The 22,614-nt window shown below is 57.9% G+C and carries 18 protein-coding genes; 9 read left to right on the top strand and 9 right to left on the bottom strand.

Annotated features, from left to right (window positions below; translation table 11 throughout):
* Positions 1-5 precede the first annotated feature (5 nt).
* Genes SOM48_RS12770 through SOM48_RS12760 form a run of 3 tightly spaced genes read left to right on the top strand, consistent with a single transcriptional unit; the run spans position 6 to position 3,147 of the window.
* Positions 6-1,088 carry an HlyD family secretion protein gene (locus tag SOM48_RS12770; RefSeq protein WP_320512058.1) on the top strand — a complete coding sequence of 361 codons (1,083 nt, stop codon included), beginning with the start codon at positions 6-8 and terminating at the stop codon, positions 1,086-1,088.
* Positions 1,085-2,461 (top strand): efflux transporter outer membrane subunit, encoded by a 1,377-nt coding sequence (locus tag SOM48_RS12765; protein WP_320512057.1) that lies wholly within the window; start codon positions 1,085-1,087, stop codon positions 2,459-2,461. The genes SOM48_RS12770 and SOM48_RS12765 overlap by 4 nt, the downstream gene beginning before the upstream one ends.
* Positions 2,462-2,487: 26 nt before the next feature.
* The gene (locus SOM48_RS12760; RefSeq protein WP_320512056.1) at positions 2,488-3,147 is read left to right on the top strand and encodes an O-methyltransferase; all 660 of its coding nucleotides are present in this window, start codon (positions 2,488-2,490) and stop codon (positions 3,145-3,147) included.
* 434 nt (positions 3,148-3,581) lie between these two features.
* On the opposite strand, the gene hrpA is transcribed toward SOM48_RS12760, so the two are convergent.
* Positions 3,582-7,484: an ATP-dependent RNA helicase HrpA gene (gene hrpA, locus SOM48_RS12755; RefSeq protein WP_320512055.1), complete on the bottom strand. Its 3,903-nt coding sequence runs from the start codon at positions 7,482-7,484 to the stop codon at positions 3,582-3,584.
* Between the two features lie 203 nt (positions 7,485-7,687).
* Between hrpA and azoR the strand changes: the two genes are divergently transcribed.
* Entirely contained in the window at positions 7,688-8,293 is a 606-nt protein-coding gene (azoR, locus tag SOM48_RS12750) for an FMN-dependent NADH-azoreductase (protein ID WP_042711570.1), read from the top strand.
* A gap of 36 nt (positions 8,294-8,329) precedes the next feature.
* Here the strand turns inward: azoR and SOM48_RS12745 are convergent, their stop codons facing one another.
* The 4 genes from SOM48_RS12745 to SOM48_RS12730 all read right to left on the bottom strand — a co-directional run bounded on the left by SOM48_RS12745 (position 8,330) and on the right by SOM48_RS12730 (position 12,325).
* Entirely contained in the window at positions 8,330-9,073 is a 744-nt protein-coding gene (locus SOM48_RS12745; protein WP_320512054.1) for an OspG family effector kinase, read from the bottom strand.
* A 75-nt stretch (positions 9,074-9,148) separates the two neighbouring features.
* Positions 9,149-9,490, bottom strand: coding sequence for a YdbL family probable chaperone protein (locus SOM48_RS12740; protein WP_312199166.1), 342 nt, complete (start codon positions 9,488-9,490; stop codon positions 9,149-9,151).
* A 7-nt stretch (positions 9,491-9,497) separates the two neighbouring features.
* On the bottom strand, positions 9,498-9,689 hold the full coding sequence (locus tag SOM48_RS12735; RefSeq protein WP_054803764.1) for a YnbE family lipoprotein: 192 nt from the start codon (positions 9,687-9,689) through the stop codon (positions 9,498-9,500).
* Positions 9,686-12,325: a YdbH family protein gene (locus SOM48_RS12730; RefSeq protein WP_320512053.1), complete on the bottom strand. Its 2,640-nt coding sequence runs from the start codon at positions 12,323-12,325 to the stop codon at positions 9,686-9,688. The genes SOM48_RS12735 and SOM48_RS12730 overlap by 4 nt, the downstream gene beginning before the upstream one ends.
* A gap of 287 nt (positions 12,326-12,612) precedes the next feature.
* Here SOM48_RS12730 and SOM48_RS12725 point away from each other — a divergent pair, with 287 nt between their 5' ends.
* Together SOM48_RS12725 and hslJ are read left to right on the top strand one after the other, a co-directional pair.
* On the top strand, positions 12,613-13,602 hold the full coding sequence (locus tag SOM48_RS12725; RefSeq protein ID WP_023478880.1) for a 2-hydroxyacid dehydrogenase: 990 nt from the start codon (positions 12,613-12,615) through the stop codon (positions 13,600-13,602).
* A 107-nt stretch (positions 13,603-13,709) separates the two neighbouring features.
* Positions 13,710-14,132 (top strand): heat shock protein HslJ, encoded by a 423-nt coding sequence (gene hslJ, locus SOM48_RS12720; protein WP_054803765.1) that lies wholly within the window; start codon positions 13,710-13,712, stop codon positions 14,130-14,132.
* Here the strand turns inward: hslJ and SOM48_RS12715 are convergent.
* The gene (locus tag SOM48_RS12715; protein ID WP_076770329.1) at positions 14,126-14,392 is read right to left on the bottom strand and encodes a putative hemolysin; all 267 of its coding nucleotides are present in this window, start codon (positions 14,390-14,392) and stop codon (positions 14,126-14,128) included. The genes hslJ and SOM48_RS12715 overlap by 7 nt on opposite strands.
* 280 nt (positions 14,393-14,672) lie before the next feature.
* On the opposite strand from SOM48_RS12715, the gene nifJ reads away from it, so the two are divergent.
* The 3 genes from nifJ (at position 14,673) to ttcA (ending at position 19,596) form a co-directional block, all read left to right on the top strand.
* A complete protein-coding gene (nifJ, locus tag SOM48_RS12710) occupies positions 14,673-18,197 on the top strand; it encodes a pyruvate:ferredoxin (flavodoxin) oxidoreductase (protein ID WP_320512052.1) in 3,525 nt (1,174 codons plus the stop codon).
* A gap of 123 nt (positions 18,198-18,320) precedes the next feature.
* Positions 18,321-18,533, top strand: a complete 213-nt coding sequence (locus tag SOM48_RS12705) for a KTSC domain-containing protein (RefSeq protein ID WP_054803766.1) — start codon at positions 18,321-18,323, stop codon at positions 18,531-18,533.
* A gap of 127 nt (positions 18,534-18,660) precedes the next feature.
* A complete protein-coding gene (gene ttcA / locus SOM48_RS12700; RefSeq protein WP_128482885.1) occupies positions 18,661-19,596 on the top strand; it encodes a tRNA 2-thiocytidine(32) synthetase TtcA in 936 nt (311 codons plus the stop codon).
* 51 nt (positions 19,597-19,647) lie between these two features.
* On the opposite strand, the gene dbpA is transcribed toward ttcA, so the two are convergent.
* The 3 genes from dbpA to zntB all read right to left on the bottom strand — a co-directional run bounded on the left by dbpA (position 19,648) and on the right by zntB (position 22,494).
* Positions 19,648-21,021 (bottom strand): ATP-dependent RNA helicase DbpA, encoded by a 1,374-nt coding sequence (gene dbpA / locus SOM48_RS12695; protein ID WP_128482884.1) that lies wholly within the window; start codon positions 21,019-21,021, stop codon positions 19,648-19,650.
* Positions 21,022-21,083: 62 nt separating this feature from the next.
* On the bottom strand, positions 21,084-21,233 hold the full coding sequence (gene ynaL / locus SOM48_RS12690) for a proline-rich small protein YnaL (RefSeq protein ID WP_164896942.1): 150 nt from the start codon (positions 21,231-21,233) through the stop codon (positions 21,084-21,086).
* Between the two features lie 277 nt (positions 21,234-21,510).
* Positions 21,511-22,494, bottom strand: coding sequence for a zinc transporter ZntB (gene zntB / locus SOM48_RS12685; protein ID WP_023478760.1), 984 nt, complete (start codon positions 22,492-22,494; stop codon positions 21,511-21,513).
* Positions 22,495-22,614 lie beyond the last annotated feature (120 nt).

Below are 22,614 nucleotides of genomic sequence, written 5' to 3'. Positions count from 1 at the left end.
TTACTATGAGCCAGCAGGACGCCGCTAAAGAGCAGGCAAGTACCCGCAGCAATGTGCGCGTGGTGTCCCTTTTTACCGCCGCGGCGATCGTGATCGTCGGCGTGCTGGTGATCCTTTACGCCTGGCAGCTACCGCCGTTTACGCGCCATACGCAGTCGACGGATAACGCCTATGTGCGCGGGCAGACGACCTTTATCAGCCCGCAGGTGAATGGTTACATCACCGAGGTGCCGGTGCAGGATTTCGTCAATGTGAAAAAGGGCGACCTGATTATGCAGATTGACGACCGCATCTATCGTCAGCGCGTCGATCAGGCGAAGGCGACGCTGGCGATGAAGCGTGCCGCGCTGGAAAACAACCTGCAACAGCGCAAAAGCGCGCAGGCGGTAATCGCCCGAAATGAAGCGGCACTTGCCAGCGCCAAAGCGCAGAACTTGCAGGCGCAGGCGGATTTAAAACGCGTCAAAGCGCTGACGGCGGATGGTTCCCTCTCTGTTCGCGAGCGCGATGCCGCGCTGGCAACCGCCGCGCAAAACAGCGCCAATATCGCCCAGGCGCAGGCGACGCTTGAGATGTCGCGCCAGGATCTGCAAACCACCATCGTCAATCGCGCTTCGCTGCAGGCGGATGTGGAAAATGCCCAGGCAGCGCTGGAGCTGGTGCAGATCGATCTGCAAAATACGCGCATCGTCGCCCCGCGCGACGGGCAGCTTGGGCAGATCAGCGTGCGGCTCGGCGCGTATGTCACTGCCGGGACGCATCTCACCTCGCTGGTGCCTGCCCAGCGCTGGGTGATTGCCAACCTCAAAGAGACGCAACTTGCTGATGTGGTTGTCGGCCAGCCGGTCACTTTTAGTGTCGATGCCCTTGATGGCCGCAGCTTTAACGGCCGGGTTGAGAGCATTTCCCCGGCAACGGGCGTGGAGTTCAGCGCCATCAGCCCGGACAACGCCACCGGCAACTTTGTCAAAATCGCCCAGCGTATTCCGGTGCGCATTCAGGTGGAGGGCAAAGCCGATGAGATCGCCCGTCTGCGCCCCGGCATGTCCGTGCAGGTGCATATTGATACGCGGGAGGCGCAGCAATGAGGCGCTATCCGACACTTATCGCGTTCAGCCTGCTGCTGGCGGGCTGCCAGTCGGTGGATGTGGAACGCGCGCAGCCCTCGTTACAAATCCCGGCGGCGTGGCGCAGCGAAAGCGGGCCGTTGGGCAAAGTCGACAGCGTCTGGTGGCGCAACTTTCACGACAGCCAGCTCAACCGCTATGTCGATCAGGCCCTGCGTTATAACAGCGATGTGCTGGTCGCTCGCGAGCGGGTTAACGAGTACCAGGCGCGCGTTTATGCCGCCAACGGCGCGCTATTTCCTGAAGTGGATATCGGTTTATCCGGCACCCGCGCCCGTTCGCAATCTGCCGCCACCGGTCAACCGGTGCACAGCACGCTCTATAAGGGCAATTTAACCGCCAGTTACGACGTCGATATCTGGGGGGCGAGCCGCAGCGCATCGCGGGCGGCAGAAGCCTCGCTGGAGGCGCAAAAAGCGGCGGCTGCGGCGGCCGATTTAACCGTTGCCACCAATGTCGCCTCCGGTTATCTCACCCTGTTATCACTCGACGAGCAGTTGCGCGTCACGCGCTCCACGTTAAAAGCGCGGGAAGATGCCTGGCGGCTCGCCCAGCGTCAGTATGAGGCCGGCTATACCTCTCGGCTGGAGCTGATGCAGTCGGATTCGGAACTACGCGCAACGCGGGCGCAAATTCCGCAGCTGGAGCACCAGATTAGCCAGCAGGAGAATGCGCTCAGCGTGCTGCTTGGCAGCAACCCGGGCGCAATCCAGCGCGGCGATTTTTCGGCGCTTACGCCCCTGTCGCTGCCTGCGCAGTTACCGTCAACGCTGCTTAACCGGCGGCCGGATATCGTGCAGGCCCAGCGCCAGCTGGTTGCCGCCGACGCGGGTCTTGCGGTATCGCAGGCGAAACTGCTGCCGTCGCTCAATCTGACCGCCAGCGGCAGTATGCAGGACGACACCCTGCCCGGCCTACTCGATAACCCGCTGCGGCTGTGGAACATTGGCGGCAGCATTCTGGCGCCGCTGCTGAACCGCCAGGCGCTGAATGCGCAGGTGGATGTCTCAATGTCGCAGCGCAACCAGGCGCTCTATGGCTATGAAAGTACCGTGCGCAACGCGTTCAGAGAGGTAAATGACAGTCTCGATGCTATCACTCGCCTCGGCGAGCAGCTGAGCGAGCTGGAAGGCCAGCAGCAGGTGGCGGAAGAGACGTTACGCATCGCACAAAATCGTTACCAGAACGGCTACTCCTCCTACCTGACGGTGCTTGATGCGCAGCGCACGCTCTTTAGCGCACAGCTCAATGCCGTGCAGGTGAAAAATAATCTGTTACTGGCGCAGGTGGATCTGTATCGCGCGCTGGGTGGAGGCTGGTCCGGTATGCAGTAATTCTCAACGAAACCAGGAGTTATGCTATGCAGCAGAAATGGTCCGCGGTAGATGAGTACTTAGCACAACAGCTTCTCCCTGATGATGAGGTTCTGACGCAGATCCTCGCCAATAACCGGCGCGCCGGGTTACCTGAAATTGATGTCTCGCCGATGCAGGGGCAACTGCTGGCGCTGCTGGTGCGGATGACGCACGCTAAACGCATTCTTGAGATCGGCACGCTGGGCGCGTACAGCACGGTGTGGATGGCGCGAGAGTTGCCCTCCGATGGCGAATTATTGACGCTGGAGTTCGATGCGTTACATGCCGCGATTGCCAGGGAGAACGTCGAATTTGCCGGTTTAACCCGCCAGGTGAAGGTCAAAGAAGGCCCGGCGCTGGAAACACTGGAATCCCTCGGCGAGCGCCCGCCGTTCGATCTGATCTTTATTGATGCCGATAAACCCAATAACCCGAACTACCTGAAGTGGGCGCTGCACTATTCGCGTCCCGGCACGCTGATTATTGGCGATAACGTGGTGCGCGACGGCGAAGTCACTAATCCATCCTCCACCGATGACCGGGTACAGGGGGTGCGTAAATTTATTAAGATGATTGGCGACAACCCTCGCCTGACGGCGACGGCAATGCAGACCGTCGGCACCAAAGGATGGGATGGCTTTACACTGGCATGGGTGAATTCGTAAAAATCGTAGACCGGATAAGCGTAGCGCCATCCGGCAATCCTGCGCGGATGGCGAACTGTTCCGTTTGCTAAGCCGTGGTTAACTGCCGGATGGCGGCTGGCGCCTTATCCGGCCTACAAAACCATCGCGTGCGGGTAAATTCAATACCGTAGGCCGGATAAGCGTAGCGCCATCCGGCAATCCTGCGCGGATGGCGAACTGTTCCGTTTGATAAGCCGTAGTTAACTGCCGGATGGCGGCTGGCGCCTTATCCGGCCTACAACCCCATCTCGTGCGGGTAAATTCAATACCGTAGGCCGGATAAGCGTAGCGCCATCCGGCAATCCTGCGCGAATGGCGAACTGTTCCGTTTGCTAAGCCGTGGTTAACTGCCGGATGGCGGCTGGTGCCTTATCCGGCCTACAAACCCATCGCGTGTCCGGCCTACAAAGGCATTAGGCGCTAATCTGCTCCATCGCCTGCAGGATGCGTTTGTCGGAGATGGGGTACGGCGTGCCGAGCTGTTGGGCGAAGAAGCTGACGCGCAGCTCCTCGATCATCCAGCGAACCGCCTTCACCTCTTCATCGTCACGACGCGCAGGCGGCAGCTTGTTAAGCCACTGCTGCCACGCCTGCTGCACCTGCTCCACTTTCAGCATTTGCGCGCGATCGCGGTGCGGATCGACCGCCAGCTTCTCCAGCCGCTTTTCAATCGCCTGCAGATAACGCAGCGTATCGCCCAGGCGGCGGAAGCCGTTGCCGGTGACGAAACCGCGATACACCAGCCCGTTCATCTGCGCTTTGATATCCGATAACCCCAGCGCCATGGTCATATCAACCCGCCCTTTCAGACGCTTGTTGATATTGAACACCGCCGTCAGGATCTGCTCGACCTGTTTGGCGATCTCCACCACCGTGTCGTTAAGTTCAGCACGCACTTTCTCATGCAGCGCGGCAAAACCCTCCTCCGTCCACACCAGGCCACCCGCTTCATCGATCAATTTATCGATACCGCAGGCGATGCAGTCGTCAATCAGCTCCAGCACTTTTCCGTACGGGTTGAAGTAGAGCCCCAGCTTGGCTTTGTTCGGCAGCTTCTCGTGCAGATACTTAATCGGCGACGGAATGTTGAGCAGCAGCAGGCGGCGAATACCCGCCCACATTGCATTCTGCTGCTCCTGCGGGTTATCGAACAGCTTAATTGCCACGCTGTCGCGCTCATCAACCAGCGCTGGCCAGGCCTTCACTTTGTAGCTGCCGCGCTTCTGCTCGTAGCTTTCCGGCAGCTGACCAAAACTCCAGATATGCAGCCCGCTCTGCTCGATGCCGTCATCGGCCACCGCTGAGAGCGTCTCCTGCACTTTGCCCTTCAGCTGCTCTTTCAGCTCGCTCAGGGAGCGGCCTTCGAGCAGCTTCTTATTCTTGTCATCCACCACGCGGAAGGTGATTTTCAGGTGATCGGGCACCTGATCCCAGTGCCAGTCGTCGCGGTCAACGGTTACGCCGGTCATGCGGCGCAGCTCGCGCTCCAGCGCGTCGAGCAGCGGCATCTCCAGCGGTGTTACGCGGCCTAAAAACGCTTCGGCATAGTTCGGCGCGGGGACGAAGTTGCGGCGCGTCGGTTTCGGCAACGATTTGATCAGCGCAATCACCAGCTCGCGGCGCAGGCCGGGGATCTGCCACTCGAAACCGCTCTCCTCCACCTGGTTGAGCAGCGGCAGCGGAATGTGTACCGTCACGCCGTCGGCATCCGCGCCCGGCTCAAACTGATAGCTCAGGCGCAGCTTGAGGTTGCCCTGATGCCAGAAGTTCGGGTAATCAAGCTTGCTGACATTGTCCGCGCCCTCTTTAATCAGCATGCTCTTTTCGAAGTTGAGCAGATCCGGCGTTTCACGGCTCGCCTTCTTCCACCAGCTGTCGAAGTGGCGGGCGGAGATCACCTCATGGCTGATGCGCTGATCGTAAAACTCAAACAGCGTCTCATCATCCACCAGAATGTCGCGGCGGCGGGATTTATGCTCCAGCTCTTCCACTTCGGCGCGCAGCTTCAGGTTGTCGCGGAAGAAGGCGTGGCGGGTTTGCCAGTCCCCTTCCACCAGTGCGTGGCGAATAAAGAGCTCGCGGCACAGCGCCGGATCGATCTGGCTGTAGTTGACCTTACGCGCGGCAACAATCGGCAGACCGTAAAGCGTCACCTTCTCCATTGCCATTACCGCGCCCTGCGAGCGTTCCCAGTGCGGTTCGCTCCAGGAGCGTTTAATCAGATGCTGCGCAACCGGTTCGACCCACTCGGGATCGATGCGCGCGGCAATACGCCCCCACAGGCGGCTGGTTTCTACCAGTTCAGCCACCATCGTCCACTTCGGCGGCTTCTTGAACAAACCGGAGCCAGGGAAGATGGAGAAACGGGCGTTGCGCGCGCCGGTAAACTCCTGCTTATCGGCATCTTTCATGCCGATATGCGACAGCAGCCCGGTAAGCAGCGCAATATGAATTTCGCGGTACTCTGCCGGTTCGCTGTTCACCGGGATCCCCAGCTCTTTCACCACCTGGCGCAGTTGGGTGTAGATATCCTGCCATTCGCGCACGCGCAGATAGTTGAGGTAATCAACGCGGCATTGGCGGCGAAACTGGTTCGAGGAGAGCGCTTTCTGCTGCTCGCCGAGGTAGTTCCACAGGTTCACAAAGGCGAGGAAATCGGACTCTTTGTCGTGGAAGCGCTGATGCTTTTCATCCGAGGCCTGTTTCTTATCCATTGGCCGCTCGCGCGGATCCTGAATCGACAGCGCCGAGGTGATGATCATCGCTTCGCGCACGCAGCCATGTTTCTGCGCTTCCAGCACCATGCGCGCCAGACGCGGGTCGACCGGCAGTTGCGAAAGCTGGCGACCAAGCGGCGTCAGTTTATAGGCGGTCTGCTGCTCGTCGGTGGCGATTGCGCCAAGCTCTTCCAGCAGGCGCACACCATCCTGAATATTGCGTTTATCCGGCGCTTCAACAAACGGGAAGGCGGCGATATCGCCCAGCCCCAGCGCGGTCATCTGCAAAATGACCGACGCAAGGTTGGTACGCAGGATCTCCGGGTCGGTAAACTCCGGGCGCGAGAGGAAATCATCTTCCGAATAGAGACGAATACAGATCCCTTCCGACACACGGCCACAGCGCCCTTTACGCTGGTTGGCAGAGGCCTGCGACACCGGCTCAATCGGCAGACGCTGCACTTTGGTGCGGTAGCTGTAGCGGCTGATGCGCGCGGTACCCGGATCAATCACATACTTAATGCCGGGCACGGTGAGCGAGGTTTCCGCCACGTTGGTTGCCAGCACAATGCGCCGCCCGCTGTGCGGCTGGAAGACGCGGTTCTGCTCGCTGTTAGAGAGCCGCGCATAGAGCGGCAAAACTTCTGTATGGCGCAGATCGCGTTTATTTAACGCATCTGCCGTATCACGGATTTCGCGCTCGCCACTCATAAAGATCAGAATGTCGCCGGCGCTTTCACGGCCCAGCTCATCTACGGCATCGAAAATCGCCTGGAGCTGGTCGCGCTCGGTATCATCGGCTTCTTCAACAATCGGGCGATAGCGCACTTCCACCGGATAGGTGCGCCCGGAGACTTCAATAATCGGCGCATTGTTGAAATGGCGCGAGAAGCGCTCAGGATCGATGGTCGCCGAGGTGATGATGATTTTCAGATCCGGGCGGCGCGGCAGCAGCTCGCGCAGGTAGCCGAGCAGAAAATCGATGTTGAGGCTGCGTTCGTGCGCCTCATCGATAATGATGGTGTCGTACTGCATCAGCAGCCGATCCTGCTGAATCTCTGCCAGCAGGATGCCGTCCGTCATTAGCTTAACGAGGGTGTTGTCGCTAACGTGATCGTTAAAGCGGACTTTATAACCAACGCAGCCGCCCGGCTCGGTCTTCAGCTCTTCAGCAATACGGTTCGCCACGGTACGTGCAGCAAGACGGCGCGGCTGGGTATGACCAATCAGCCCTTTGATTCCGCGCCCCAGCTCCATACAGATTTTCGGCAGCTGTGTGGTTTTACCGGAGCCGGTTTCACCGGCGACAATCACCACCTGGTTATCGCGTACCGCTTCGAGGATCGCCTGTTTCTTCTGGCTGACCGGCAGATTTTCCGGGTAGTCGATAACCGGGCGAGACGCTTCGCGCTGCGCCACTTTCGCTGCCGCCTGTGCTGCTTCTTCGGCGATCTGTTGTAACAAGGCCTGGTGAGATTCAGGATTTTTAACTTTCTTGCTGCCCTGCAGACGGCGGGCGAAGCGCTGTTTATCGCGCAGCATCAGCGTGTCGAGCTGCGCGTAGAGATCGTTAATAGTCAATTTTTGTTGTTCAGTCATAGATTTATCGGGCAGAGCACTGCCGGGAAACTGGATCAGTTTGCAATGTGCGTAGAATAGCACATCGCAACATCCCTTTTCTTGTTCAAGAAATTCGAACATGGGCTTCGATATATTGCGCTATTCATGATTGCGGATTGTGAATAGAGTGTGACGAATTCACGGGGGCAACCCAGCGTAAATACAACAAAGGAAACAACCCAATGGGTAAAGTATTAGTTCTTAAATCCAGCATTCTGGCAGGGTATTCTCAATCTTCGCAGCTCTCTGACTACTTCGTTGAACAGTGGCGCGCAAAGCACGCTGATGACGAGATCACCGTGCGCGATCTGGCTGCAAACCCGATTCCGGTGCTGGACGGTGAATTAGTTGGCGCGCTGCGCCCGAGCGATGCGCCGCTGACACCGCGTCAGCAGGAAGCGCTGTCGCTCTCTGACGAGCTGATTGCTGAACTGCAGGCACATGATGTGATTGTGATCAACGCCCCGATGTACAACTTCAACATCCCGACGCAGCTGAAAAACTACTTTGACCTGGTGGCGCGTGCAGGCGTGACGTTCCGTTACACCGAAAACGGTCCGGAAGGTCTGGTTACTGGCAAACGTGCGGTGATCGTCTCCAGCCGTGGCGGTATTCATAAAGATACCCCGTCTGACCTGGTTGCTCCCTACCTGACGCTGTTCCTCGGCTTTATCGGCATCACCGACGTTAACTTCGTGTTTGCTGAAGGCATCGCCTACGGTCCGGAAGTGGCGGCAAAAGCGCAGGAAGACGCGAAAGCGGCGATCGACAGCATCGTCGTCGCGTAAGCCTTATACCTCTCTTCCCCCAGTGGAAGAGAGGTATTAAGCCTGTTTTAGCGCATTCACTTCGCGCGTAAAGGTTCTGAAGTAGTAGTTAATCTTGCGTACCAACTCCTCCACCATAAACTCATTGAGCGGCACGCCAGGCGGGTTGAGATGTGAGTCGTCAAAATCGATCAGGCTAAAGCTGTCTGTTTGCGGATCGTAGAGAATATTGCCGAGATTAATGTCATTGTGATCGACCCCGGCGAGTTCAAGTTTTTTCGCTAACTGCGTGGCAACATCCCCTTTTGCATATCTGGCGACAGCTTTTTCTGCAAGCCCGATATTCCCCTGCGCCAGAATGTCCGCCAGCGACGCTCCGCTGATTCTCCTGAGTTTTACCGAGACCGCTTTCTGCAAAGGATTGGCCGTCTTTCTCATCATTACGTTTGCACTGCCTGCGCCGTAAAGACGATTAAACGCCGCCGCATTGTTCATTGCGCTACGCAACCGCCCTTTACGATGGGGATCGACGATGCCGCTGTAATCCTTCATCACGTACTCATCGTCATAGTGATAAACGCTGCCAATGGAGCCCGTGGCGATCAGGTTTTCCGTTTTACGATAGCGTTCATGTGCGTCAGATCCTGCTCCGCTCTTTGCCTGAGATGAACGACGTCTAAAGGGAGAGATAATTCTTTCAAATGCCCGGCGTAGCGCAGAGTGTTTTCTGGCGGGCACCTCCTCTTCCGGCTCTTGCCGAGTGGAAGGCGTCGGCTGTGCCGGTTTTTTATAAGCGTACATGGGCATCATCTCCGGGTAAGAGCACCCTTTGATGGTAGTGAAAAGCGCTATTCATCTGCGCGCTTTTCAGAGGTTTCACTGGCCCTGTTCGCCCGGTTTACGTAGCCACTTACCGTTAATGCCGCGCACATACTCACCCGGCTTCGCCCGCGCGACCAGTTTCTGCCCCGCCATATTGGCGACATCATCCACCGGAATATTGTTGCTATCCGCCAGCTGCTGATAGCTCTCGGTACGCGCTTTATTGATGCGTTCAACCAGCGCCAGCGTCTCGCGATCCTGACGCAGCGGTGCGAGATAGCCGTTCAGCGTTTCGCCGACGCGGCCCTGGCTGCGCGCCTCATCCAGCGTGAGCGCCTGAGCGATGCCGCTGACCAGGCTTAGCGCGAGCAGTGCTCCTATGACTCGTTTTTTCATCATCGCCTCAGAAGAGATCGCTTCGGGATTTCAGCAGGCTCTCCACATCTTTATCGACCTTGATATGGATCTCATGCTCAATTTTGACGTTCATGTTGATGGTGATCGGCTCTTTTGGCGCCGCCACTTCAATTCGCGGCGTACAGCCAGCCAGCAGCGTTACCGCCAGCAGGCCTGGCACGATTTTCAGGGTTCTCATCTCTTTTCCTCGCACGACGTGCCCTTTTTGCAGCGCGTATCGGGCAGCGCCGCATGTTGCTCAAGCCATGACTGTAAGTTGTCAGCAAAACGCAGACTGCGCCATAGCGTGAACAGATTTTCCTGATGGGTGTAGTTGAGATTAACACGCCCGCTTTTCCCTTCGGCATAACTGGTGCCGGAGAGTTTCGCGCGCAGGGTTAACTGCCCCAGATTATCGACATCGATCTTCGTCCACGAGCGCGAAATTTCCATATAGCGCAGCCAGTTAATCGCCGCGCCCGCCGCCATATGATCGTTGACGATAGCGTCCGCGGTGTTTTTATCGAGCCGCAGCGTCATCGGCCCCGGGTTATGCAGCCAGCCATCTTTGATGATCCAGCGTGGGTTATCGAGCCACAGCGGCAGCGCGCCGTCAACGGGGCCGGAGAGCGCAAACTGCTTCGGATTCACCGCGCTTATCACTTCACTCGCTTCAATATGCTTCAGGCGCAGCAGCGCCGCGTCGTGCTGCGGCAGGCGGAGCTGTTGCAGCGTCACTTTGCCACCCAGCACATCGACGCTGACATCGCTGAGGGTCAGCGGATCTTGCTCACTATAGGGCCACGTCCCCTGTAAATCGGCGGTGATATTTTTTGCCGTCACCTGATTGACCACTTCACCGATGCGCAGCGACACCGGGTGGCGCGTGCCCAGTTGCCAGCTGGCGTCGCGGTAGCGGAACGGCAGCACAAAGTCGACGCCGTGGATCTCGTTATCCGGCGTCCAGACACTGCCATTTTTCAGCACGCCGTGGCCGCCCGCTTCAAACCCCTGATCGGCTGCGGCGGAAAAGGCGACCTGCGCGTAGAGCGAGCCGTCGAGCAGATTCATTTTCCACTCCGGCGGCACAAGCGGCTGGAACACGGTCAGGGATTGCTGTGGCCACCACGCCTGGCCGCGCAGGCGCTCGCCGTCCCAGCGACCATTCACCTGCACCGGGCCAATCGCTTCGGCGTTAAGCGCGCCTTTGAACTGGAAGCGTGTCGGCTCCGGGCCGTCAACGCTGAAATGCAGGGTTGAGGGCGGTAAAACGCTGCCGCTGCTGAAGGTGGTTTTGCCCGCATCCAACGTCAGAGCGCCGGTAAAGCGCGGTTTAGCCGCATTACGCAGCCAGCGCACCGGTTTATCCAGTACCAGCCTCGGCTTACTCATCTGCATGGCACCATACTGCAGCTGATCAAAACCGGTAGAGAGTTCCGTTAAGGTGATCGCCTCGTCGCGCCACTCGCCCCGCCCGGCAACATCCCAGCGGGCGTGCATCGGCGTGAAATGGCCATCGCCCCAGTAACGCCAGCGCCACAATCCATTATCCGGCAGGAAATCCTCCGCCCGGCCGTCAAGATGGAGGGTGAAGTCGCCGAGCGCATTCTCATGGGCGCGCAGAATGGCCTGCAACCGCCCATCGATGCCGCGCTGCGTCAGCTTAACGCCCGCCAGCGGCCAGCGCACCTCATCAATATTTAGCGAATCAATAATGCGCCCTCGTGAGCGCAGCAGCGCGCCGGGGCTGAAGGCCAGGAGCGGATCCTCAAGGCTACCGCTGAGGCGGCCGGGGAGCACGGCGTAGAAGATCAAATCGCCCTGCTTCGCCTCACCGGTCAGCTGCAACGGCATATCGCTGTTGCCAGGGCTGAGGCGTCCCGGCCCGAAGTTGAGCACGGCGTTACCTTTGCCAGCATCGCCCTGAGTTAAGACATTTAACCGGCCGCTGATACGTGCATTTTCAAGACCATCCTGCCAGTTGTCGATGTTCACGCCGACGCGGCCGCTTAACGGAAAGCCCTGATAGGGCCAGTTCCAGCGCCCGTCGCTGATGGTGAAGCGCTCTTCGCTCATCTGCCAGGGGAGATCCAGCAGCGGCTCCCCTTCGCCACGCGCCATTACAATCAGTTGCCCCTGGTTATCGCGCCAGTCGAGATCGACATCGAGAGTGTGCGGCTGCTGCGGCAGCGTTAAGGTGCTCTCCATATGGCCGTTCACCGGGATGCCCGCCGGATCGTTAGGCAGCGTAAAGTCGCCGCCAAGGGTAAATGGCGGCTGATCGTTAAACAGCTTTAGCGCCATGCGATTGACGTTCAGCTTCTGGCCTTGCAGGCGCGCATTGAGTTCGACGCGCTCACCCTGATAAGTGAGCGCCTGAACCTGCGGCGTCAGTGCCAGCGAAAGTTTGCCCTGCCACGTTTTCCACGGCGACACCGTCAGGCGATCGACGGTTACCCAGCTGTAAGGCAGCAGCGACTGCCACTGCGCCAGCGAACGCGGCGCGCTACTCTCTTCCTCATTTTTGGTGAGTTTATTCAGGCAGGCGGTGTTAATCACCAGCGTATCGATATGCAGCTGCCAGCGGCTGGGATGGGTCAGCCGGGCATTGCTGAGCTCAGCGAGGGTACAGTCACCGGCGATGTAGCGTAAATCGGGGATATGCAGGGAGCGGAAGGTGAGGCGCGGGCTGTCGCTCATGGCGATGCGTGTGCCGGCGGGCAACCAGATGCCGACCAGCGTTGGCACCCACTGCGCCAGCGTCAGCAGCAGCGTGAGCGGCAGCAGTATAAACAGTAGTACCAGTGCGATGGCGGCCTTGTATTTACCCTTCATGGGCGGCTAATATCCTGATTTTGCATCTAATTGAGGCGAAACTGGCGTCTATTGTGCCACGTCGCGGCGCGATAATGAACGCACACGCCTCGTTAATCATAGACTGGCCGCTGCGTTTACCCCTAATGGGCGTTCAAGCGATGAGCCGCCGATCTCTGTTCGCGGGATAGACATATACTCAATCTGGAAGCATTCACCTCGCCTCTGTCTCTAAACAATATTTGAGCATTTACTTAATAATTTTAAAACGTGATAATAGAGGCAGAAAATCATTGGAGAAAAGTCTTATGAAACTCGCGATATACAGCACAAAACAATACGATAAAAAGTATTTGCAGCAGGTAAACGAGCGCTATGGCTACGATCTTGAATTTTTCGACTTTCTCCTGACGGAAAAGACCGCCAAAACTGCCAATGGCTGCGAAGGTGTCTGTATTTTCGTCAATGACGACGGCAGCCGCCCGGTGCTGGAAGAGCTGAAGAAGCTCGGCGTGAAGTTTATCGCCCTGCGCTGCGCTGGCTTTAACAACGTCGATCTGGACGCGGCAAAAGAGCTGGGGCTGAGCGTCGTGCGCGTCCCGGCCTACTCGCCGGAAGCGGTGGCCGAGCATGCTATCGGCATGATGATGACCCTTAACCGTCGCATTCACCGCGCGTATCAACGCACCCGCGATGCCAACTTCTCCCTTGAGGGACTGACCGGTTTCACTATGTACGGAAAAACCGCGGGCGTGATCGGCACCGGGAAAATCGGCGTTGCCGCCCTGCGAATTCTGAAAGGATTCGGTATGCGTCTGCTGGCGTTTGATCCCTACCCGAGCGCAGCGGCGCTGGATATGGGCGTCGAGTATGTTGACCTGCAAACGCTCTTTTCGCAGTCGGACGTCATCTCTCTGCACTGCCCGCTGACGCCGGAGAACTTCCACTTGCTCAACCAGACCGCGTTTGAGCAGATGAAAAACGGCGTGATGATCATTAACACCAGCCGCGGCGGGCTGGTGGATTCCCAGGCCGCGATCGAAGCATTAAAGACGCAGAAGATTGGCGCGCTGGGAATGGACGTGTATGAGAACGAGCGCGATCTCTTCTTTGAAGATAAATCCAATGATGTGATTCAGGATGATGTGTTCCGCCGCTTGTCCGCCTGCCACAACGTGCTGTTTACCGGTCATCAGGCCTTTTTGACCGCCGAAGCGTTGACCAGTATTTCGGAAACGACGCTGGAAAACTTGCGTCAGTTGCATGAGGGCGAAAGCTGCCCGAACGCGCTGACCTGAGACCCGCTCCCCATCGCCGGGGAGCGTTTTAAGAGTAACCCCGGTGACACGGCTGTTCGACCGGGTACAATTCCCACCGTTTTGATGGAACGAACCCAGAGGAAAAGATGAAAAAATTGATCGCTTTGGTCGCGTTGAGCGCAGTGCTTGCTGGCTGCGTCAGTTCCCGCGCCGTACAGCTGAAACCAGAACAACTGGAAAATCAGCGCTTTGTATTGACTACATTTAATGGCAAAGGCATTGCGCCAGACGAGCCGAAACCCGAGATCCGCTTTGATAAAGATCTGCGCGTATCCGGCAAAATGTGTAACGGTTTTACCGGTCAGGGCAAACTCTCTGAAGGTGCCTTAACCGTGAAGCATCTGGCGATGACGATGATGATGTGCCCGGACGCGCAGCGTAACGAACTGGATCACACCATTAATGCGATGCTCGCCGAGGGCGCGCAGGTTGATCTGACGGGAAATCAGCTGACGCTGACCACCGCCACGCAGACCCTGATTTACACCCGCGCCGCGAACGCTCAGTAAGTTCCACAACTGCCGGTGGCAAGCGACTGCTCGCTGCAGCGTTTGCCATTTGGCAGTGCACACATCCCTGTCATTGACCCATCAAGCTGGCGTGCGACGGACATAGAGCCGCCGATCATCGCACAGTTGGCCTGCCCACTATTAGACATCGCCGCTTTTAACCCTGGCGCAACGTGCGCGGCGGTTGCCTGCTGTACAGGTTCACTGCTGCAGGCTGACAATAACAGTGCGGCACACCCTATCCATAATGCTGAACGCATCTCTTCCTCTCCCCCATCAAAAAAGCGAAACCCAAGCATCATAGGCAGCCTGCCGCAATACGTCGAGGGCTGAAACTCATCTTTGTGGCGCGGTGAAACACTTTTTTGCGATTTTTCCTGCTTCATGCGCAACGCAACCGCTCAATTCATTGATTCACGTTATGAGTCAGGACACAAAAGCGAAAATTGTTCAGCGGGGCGTTTGCTAAGATCAAAGCACAACTACAGGACTCGTCGCCGTAAAACGCGTCCCTTCTTTTGAGCAATGTAAGGGTGCCTTATGATCACAATTGACGGTAATGGCGCAGTCGCATCCGTTGCGTACCGCACCAGTGAAGTTATCGCCATCTACCCGATTACCCCCAGTTCAACGATGGCTGAACAGGCAGATGCCTGGGCAGGCAACGGCCTGAAAAATATCTGGGGCGACACGCCGCGCGTGGTAGAGATGCAGTCAGAAGCGGGGGCGATTGCCGCCGTGCACGGGGCATTGCAGACCGGGGCGCTCTCAACGTCGTTTACCTCATCGCAGGGTTTACTGCTGATGATCCCGACCCTCTATAAGCTGGGCGGGCAGTTAACTCCCTTTGTGCTGCACGTTGCCGCGCGAACCGTCGCGACCCATGCGCTGTCGATTTTTGGCGACCACTCCGATGTGATGGCGGTGCGCCAGACCGGCTGCGCCCTGCTCTGCGCCAGCAGCGTGCAGGAAGCGCAGGATTTTGCCCTTATCTCCCATATCGCGACGCTGAAAAGCCGCGTGCCATTTATTCACTTCTTTGATGGTTTTCGCACCTCGCACGAGATTAACAAAATCGTGCCGCTCCCGGACGACACCCTGCGCGCGCTGATGCCTGAGCAGGAGATTGACCAGCATCGTGCGCGTGCCCTCAACCCGGAACACCCGGTGATCCGCGGCACCTCGGCGAACCCGGACACCTATTTCCAGTCCCGCGAAGCGACAAACCCGTGGTACAACGCCGTTTACGACCACGTTGAGCAGGCGATGGATGATTTTGCCGCCGCCACCGGTCGACACTACAAACCCTTTGAGTACTATGGCCACCCGCAGGCGGAGCGGGTGATCGTGCTGATGGGCTCGGCGATTGGCACCTGCGAAGAGGTGATTGATGAGTTGCTGACACGCGGCGAGAGAGTCGGCGTGCTAAAAGTGCGGCTCTATCGCCCCTTCAGCGCCGCGCATCTGCTGGCGGTACTGCCGCAGAGCGTGCGCAGCGTGGCGGTACTGGATCGCACCAAAGAGCCGGGCGCGCAGGCGGAGCCGCTCTATCTTGATGTGATGACCGCGCTGGCGGAAGCCTTTAATCGCGGTGAGCGCGAAACGTTGCCGCGCGTGATTGGCGGCCGCTATGGGTTGTCGTCGAAAGAGTTTGGGCCGGAGTGTGTCCTGGCCGTCTTTAATGAGCTGCGTGCCGATAAACCGAAGCCGCGCTTCACCGTCGGCATTTATGATGATGTTACTCACCTCTCCCTGCCGCTGCCGGAAAACACCCTGCCGACGCACGCCAAACTGGAAGCGCTCTTTTATGGGCTCGGCAGCGATGGCAGCGTCTCGGCGACCAAGAACAATATCAAGATCATTGGCAACGCGACGCCATGGTACGCGCAGGGCTACTTTGTCTATGACTCCAAAAAAGCGGGCGGGCTGACGGTTTCTCATCTCCGCGTCAGCGAAAGGCCGATCAACTCGGCCTATCTGGTGTCACAGGCCGATTTTGTCGGCTGTCACCAGTTGCAGTTTATCGACAAATACCAGATGGCAGAGCGCCTGAAACCGGGCGGTATTTTCCTGCTTAACACGCCTTACAGCGCGAATGAGGTGTGGTCGCGTCTGCCGCAGGAAGTGCAGGCGGTGCTCAGGCAGAAAAACGCCCGTTTTTATGTCGTCAACGCGGCGAAAATTGCCCGCGAATGCGGGCTGGGCGCGCGCATCAACACCGTGATGCAGATGGCCTTTTTCCATCTCACCGCCATTCTGCCAGGCGACAGTGCGTTAACGGCGTTGCAGGGCGCGATTGCGAAAAGCTACAGCAGCAAAGGCCAGGAGTTGGTTGAGCGCAACTGGCAGGCACTGGCGCTGGCGCGCGAATCGCTGGCTGAAGTGCCGCTGCAGGAAGTGGACAGCCAAAGCGCACACCGTCCGCCGGTGGTCTCAGACAGCGCGCCGGACTTTGTTAAAACCGTGACGGCAGCGATGCTGGCCGGGCTTGGCGACGCCCTGCCCGTCTCTGCGCTGCCACCGGATGGCACCTGGCCGGTGGGCACCACGCGCTGGGAGAAGCGCAATATTGCCGAAGCGATCCCGATCTGGAAAGAGGAACTGTGCACCCAGTGTAACCACTGCGTTGCCGCCTGCCCGCACTCGGCGATCCGCGCCAAAGTCGTGCCGCCGCAGGCGATGGAGGATGCGCCCGCAAGCCTGCATTCGCTGGATGTGAAAGCGCGCGATATGCGCGGCCAGAAATATGTTCTGCAGGTGGCGCCGGAAGATTGCACCGGCTGTAACCTCTGCGTTGAGGTCTGCCCGGCGAAAGATCGCCAGAACCCGGAGATCAAGGCGATCAATATGATGTCGCGCCTTGAGCATGTCGAAGAGGAGAAAGCGAATTATGACTTCTTCCTCGACCTGCCGGAGATTGACCGCAGCCAGCTGGAGCGCATCGATATTCGTACCTCGCAGCTTATTTCGCCGTTGTTTGAGTACTCGGGTGCCTGCTCCGGCTGCGGCGAAACGCCCTATATCAAGCTGCTGACCCAGCTCTATGGCGACCGCATGATGATTGCTAACGCCACCGGCTGCTCCTCGATTTATGGCGGCAACCTGCCCTCAACGCCCTACACCACCGATGCCAACGGGCGCGGGCCGGCGTGGGCCAACTCGCTGTTTGAAGATAACGCCGAATTCGGGCTTGGCTTCCGTCTGAGCGTCGACCAGCACCGCCAGCGGGTTATGCGCCTGGTAGAGCAGTTTGCTGACGCGCTGCCCGCCGATCTGCTCGCCGCCCTGCGGGCCGATGCCACGCCGGAGGTGCGCCGCGATCAGGTGGCGGTCCTGCGTAGCGCCCTTGCCAATGTGGAAGGCGCGCAGCAACTGCTGACCGATGCCGATGCGCTGGTGGAGAAGTCGATCTGGCTGATTGGCGGCGATGGCTGGGCCTACGATATCGGCTTTGGCGGCCTGGATCATGTGATGAGCCTGACCGAGAACGTTAATATTTTGGTGCTCGATACCCAGTGTTACTCCAACACCGGCGGGCAGGCCTCGAAGGCGACGCCGCTCGGTGCGGTCACCAAGTTTGGCGAGCACGGTAAGCGCAAAGCGCGCAAAGATCTCGGCGTCAGTATGATGATGTATGGTCATGTTTACGTTGCGCAGATCTCCCTCGGTGCGCAGCTTAACCAGACGGTGAAAGCGATTCAGGAAGCGGAGGCTTACCCCGGCCCGTCGCTGATTATCGCCTACAGCCCCTGCGAAGAGCATGGCTACGATCTGGCGCTGAGCCACGATCAGATGCGCCAGCTGACCGCCACCGGCTTCTGGCCGCTCTATCGCTACGATCCGCGTCGCGAAGCGGAAGGCAAAATCCCGCTGGCGCTCGACTCCCGCCCACCGTCGGATGCGCTGGCAGAGACGTTGCTTAATGAGCAGCGCTTTAAACGCCTGAATGCGCAGCAGCCGGAAGTGGCTGAGCAGTTGTGGAAAGATGCAGCGGCAGATCTGCAAAAACGCTACGACTTCCTCGCGCAACTGGCCGGTAAAGCGGAAAAAAGCGCGGCTGAATAACGCTCAAAGCAAATAAAAGCCGCCGGTTGACGCCCGGCGGCTTTTTTATGTCACTGTTTTGCATGACAACGGGCGGCAAGCTGGCTAATAATCACCACTCAACCCGGCGTCAAGGACATCTTCATGCGTCATCACCCTGTTACATCATCTCGAATTGCCTCTGTGGGGTATGATCCGCAAAGCCGCACGCTGGAGATCCGCTTTCACGACAAGCGCACCTTTCAATATCACGAGGTGCCTGAGCGCATTTTTACCCTTTTTCTTACCGTCGTGTCGAAAGGCCGCTTTTATGATGGCGTGGTGAAAGGCAAATATAGGGAAAAGCGCATCGCCTGAGCCGCTCTTGCCAGGTGATAAATACCTGCCTTAGGCGTAAATCATTGGTACAATCCCGCCCTAATCGCGTATCTCTGCCTGTGGTTTATGGACCGCTGGCGCAAAAAAACCGAATTGAGCCTTTTTCATGTCGCAAAATCAAGAAATTAGCAAAAAAGAACAGTACAACCTCAACAAGTTGCAGAAGCGTCTGCGCCGCAACGTCGGCGAGGCGATTGCCGACTTCAATATGATTGAAGAAGGCGACCGGATTATGGTTTGCCTCTCCGGCGGCAAAGATAGCTACACCATGCTGGAGATCTTGCGCAACCTGCAGCAGAGCGCGCCGGTCAACTTCTCGCTGATTGCGGTCAACCTCGATCAGAAACAGCCCGGTTTTCCGGAGCATATTCTGCCTGAGTACCTTGAAGCGCAGGGCGTGGAGTACAAAATCGTTGAAGAGAACACCTACGGCATCGTGAAAGAGAAGATCCCGGAAGGTAAAACCACCTGCTCGCTCTGTTCACGCCTGCGCCGCGGCATTCTCTACCGCACCGCCACCGAACTGGGCGCGACGAAAATTGCCCTCGGCCACCACCGCGACGATATTCTGCAAACGCTGTTCCTCAATATGTTCTACGGCGGCAAGATGAAAGGCATGCCGCCGAAGCTGATGAGCGATGATGGCAAGCACATTGTTATCCGCCCGCTGGCCTACTGCCGCGAGAAAGATATCGAGCGCTTCTCCGAAGCCAAAGGCTTCCCGATTATTCCGTGCAACCTCTGCGGTTCGCAGCCTAACCTGCAGCGCCAGGTGATTGCCGATATGCTCCGCGACTGGGATAAACGCTATCCGGGCCGTATCGAAACCATGTTCAGCGCCATGCAGAATGTGGTGCCGTCGCACCTGAGCGATATCAACCTGTTCGATTTCAAAGGGATCAAACACGGTTCAGAAGTGATCAACGGCGGCGACCTGGCATTCGATCGCGAAGAGATCCCGACGCAGCCAGTTGGCTGGCAGCCGGAAGAGGATGATGCCCAGCTCGATGCGCTACGGCTGAATGTGATTGAAGTGAAGTAAAAAAAAGCCTCTCAGGTCACTCACTGAGAGGCTTTTTTAATGGCGCTGGCGTTATTTCAGCAAGCGCACGCGGCAGGCTTTGCCTTTGATTTTGCCGTTTTGCAGCTGCTTCCACGCCTGGCGCGCCACGCTCTGTCGCACTGCGACATAGACATGCGCCGGATGGACGGTGATCTTGCCGATATCGGCCCCGTCCAGCCCCATCTCACCTGTTAACGCCCCCAGCACATCGCCCGGACGCATTTTGGCTTTCTTGCCGCCATCAATGCAGAGCGTCGTCATCTCTGCCGCCAGCGGCGCAATGGCAACATTGGCTGGCGCAGAAAGCCAGTTCAGCTTCAGGTGCAGCATCTCCGAGAGAATATTCGCCCGCTGCGCCTCTTCCGGTGCGCAGAGGCTAATCGCCAGCCCCTGATTCCCGGCGCGCGCGGTGCGCCCGATACGGTGAACGTGCACTTCCGGATCCCATGCCAGTTCATAGTTGACGACCAGCTCGAGGGATTTGATATCCAGACCGCGTGCGGCGACATCGGTCGCCACCAGTACACGGGCGCTGCCGTTAGCAAAACGCACCAGCGTCTGGTCGCGGTCACGCTGCTCCAGATCGCCATGCAGCGCCAGCGCGTCCTGGCCTGCGGCGTTCAGCGCATCGCACACTTCCTGGCAATCTTTTTTGGTATTACAGAAGACCACACAGGAGGCCGGGCGGTGGACGCTCAATAGTTTTTGCAACAGCGGGATTTTGCCGTGGCGGGAGACTTCAAAAAATTGCTGCTCGATAGCGGGCAGATCGTCAACGGTGTCGATCTCCACCGTTTCCGGATTGCGCTGTACGCGCCCGCTGATAGCAGCAATGGCCTCCGGCCAGGTGGCGGAAAAGAGTAAGGTCTGGCGCTGTGCCGGGGCGAAGCGGATCACCTCATCAATGGCGTCACTAAAGCCCATATCAAGCATGCGATCGGCTTCATCCATCACCAGCGTTTGCAGGTTCTCCAGCGAAACCGTGCTTTTTTGCAGATGATCCAGCAGGCGGCCCGGCGTGGCGACGATGATGTGCGGCGCATGCTGCAACGAATCGCGCTGTGCGCCAAACGGCTGGCCGCCGCAGATCGTCAAAATTTTGGTATTCGGCATTGAGCGCGCCAGACGGCGCAGTTCGCTGGCAACCTGATCCGCCAGCTCGCGCGTCGGGCATAAAATCAGCGACTGGGTCTGAAAACGGCTGCTATCAATATGCTGCAATACGCCAAGACCAAACGCCGCTGTTTTACCGCTGCCGGTTTTTGCCTGCACGCGGACATCTTTTCCGGCCAGAATCAGGGGGAGCGCAGCAGCCTGCACGGGGGTCATGGTGAGGTAGCCCAGTTCGTTAAGGTTATCGATCTGGGCGGCGGGCAGCATATTCAGTGTTGAAAAAGCGGTCAAAATAGAGTCTCGCGATAAAAGGCTTCGGTTCAGCAGGCGCGTATCCTCTCAGATCTGCCCCCTTAACGCGACAACTTAATCGGCTCTTCATCCGGCGGCGGATCCGGCAACGGCTGCGGTTTTGGGATCGGGTCCGGGATTGGCACCGGGTCATTCGGCACGGGGTCAGGCGGCAGTGAATAGAGCGCGTTGCGTAACGTCAGAGTAGCCATGGTGATCTCCACTTCAGCATTGTCGTTACTTTAAAGGTAGAAGCTCATGGCGCAGAGGCAAAAAAAAAGCCGACTGATTAAGTCGGCATCGTACGAATCAATTGTGCTATGCAGTAATTCAAAAAAAGGAAGTAAGACAATATGGAGCGCAACGCCCATCGCTTGACGTTGCATTCACCTGCGACGTGAATATTGCCCTGAATAGCCGCGGCGTTTATTGACCTCGCTCAACTTAAGTGGCGTTTTAATGTTCAATTAATGTTAAAAAAGTTAAATTTTACAGCCATTTACTGCGATGCAGCCACCAGGTGACACCACCGATCAGCAGCGCTAACGCGGCGCAGAAGATGGCGAAACCTAAGTGCCAGCCGCCGCCGGGAATGCCGCCAAGGTTGACGCCAAACAGCCCGGTTAAAAAGGTGCTGGGGAGAAAAACCATCGCCATCAGCGACATGGTATAGGAGCGCCGCGCAAGTGACTCCTGCATCACCTGGGTGATCTCGTCGGTCATCACGGCGGTACGCGCAATGCAGGCATCAATCTCATCCAGCCCGCGTCCGAGGCGATCGGCGATATCCTGCATGCGGCGGCGCTGATCGTCGCTCATCCACGGCAAACGTTCGCTGGCCAGCCGCGCAAAGACATCGCGCTGCGGTGCCATATAGCGACGCATCACAATTAACTGCTTACGTAGCAGCGCCAGAATGCCGCGCGGTGGAACCTGCTGGTCGAGCAGGTCATCCTCGAGATCGATAATCCGGTCGTGAAGTGATTCGATAAACTCGCTGGCGTGGTCGGTGAGCGAATCGCAGACATCCACCAGCCAGCCGCCGCAATCCGTTGGCCCGCTGCCCTCTTCCAGTTCGCTGACGACATCATCCAGCGCCAGCACTTTTCGCTGGCGCGTCGAAACGATCATCCGCTCGTCCATATAAACGCGTACGGCAACCAGCTGATCGGGGCGTTCGTCGGTGCTGCCATTAATGCAGCGCAGCGTAATCAGTGTCCCCTCGCCCATGCGGCTTACTCTGGGCCGCAAACTCTCGCCCGCCAGTGCGTTACGCACGCTGTTCGGTAAGACGGGTGTCGTTTCAAGCCACTGTGCGCTCTCCTGGTTGGTGTAATTCAGGTGCACCCAGCAGGGTGTCTGGGCGGTGATCTCATCATCCGCTGCCAGCGATTTGACGCCGCCTTTGCCGTCCAGTTGCCATGCGTAAACCGCGTCCGGCACCTGCAGGTCGGCTCCTTTAATGGCTTCCACTGCGCCTCCACATTCAGTCTTTGTTGATGACAGTCTAGCCATGCGCCAACGTTAAGCAATCATGGCGCTGAATTTGCTAACAAATTACGACGGATTGCCATAAAAAAAGCCCGCAGTGCG

Origin of the sequence: Kosakonia sp. CFBP8986 (assembly GCF_034044935.1) — a bacterium.
GTDB lineage: Bacteria > Pseudomonadota > Gammaproteobacteria > Enterobacterales > Enterobacteriaceae > Kosakonia > Kosakonia cowanii.
This window is presented reverse-complemented; position numbering and strand designations above follow the sequence as displayed.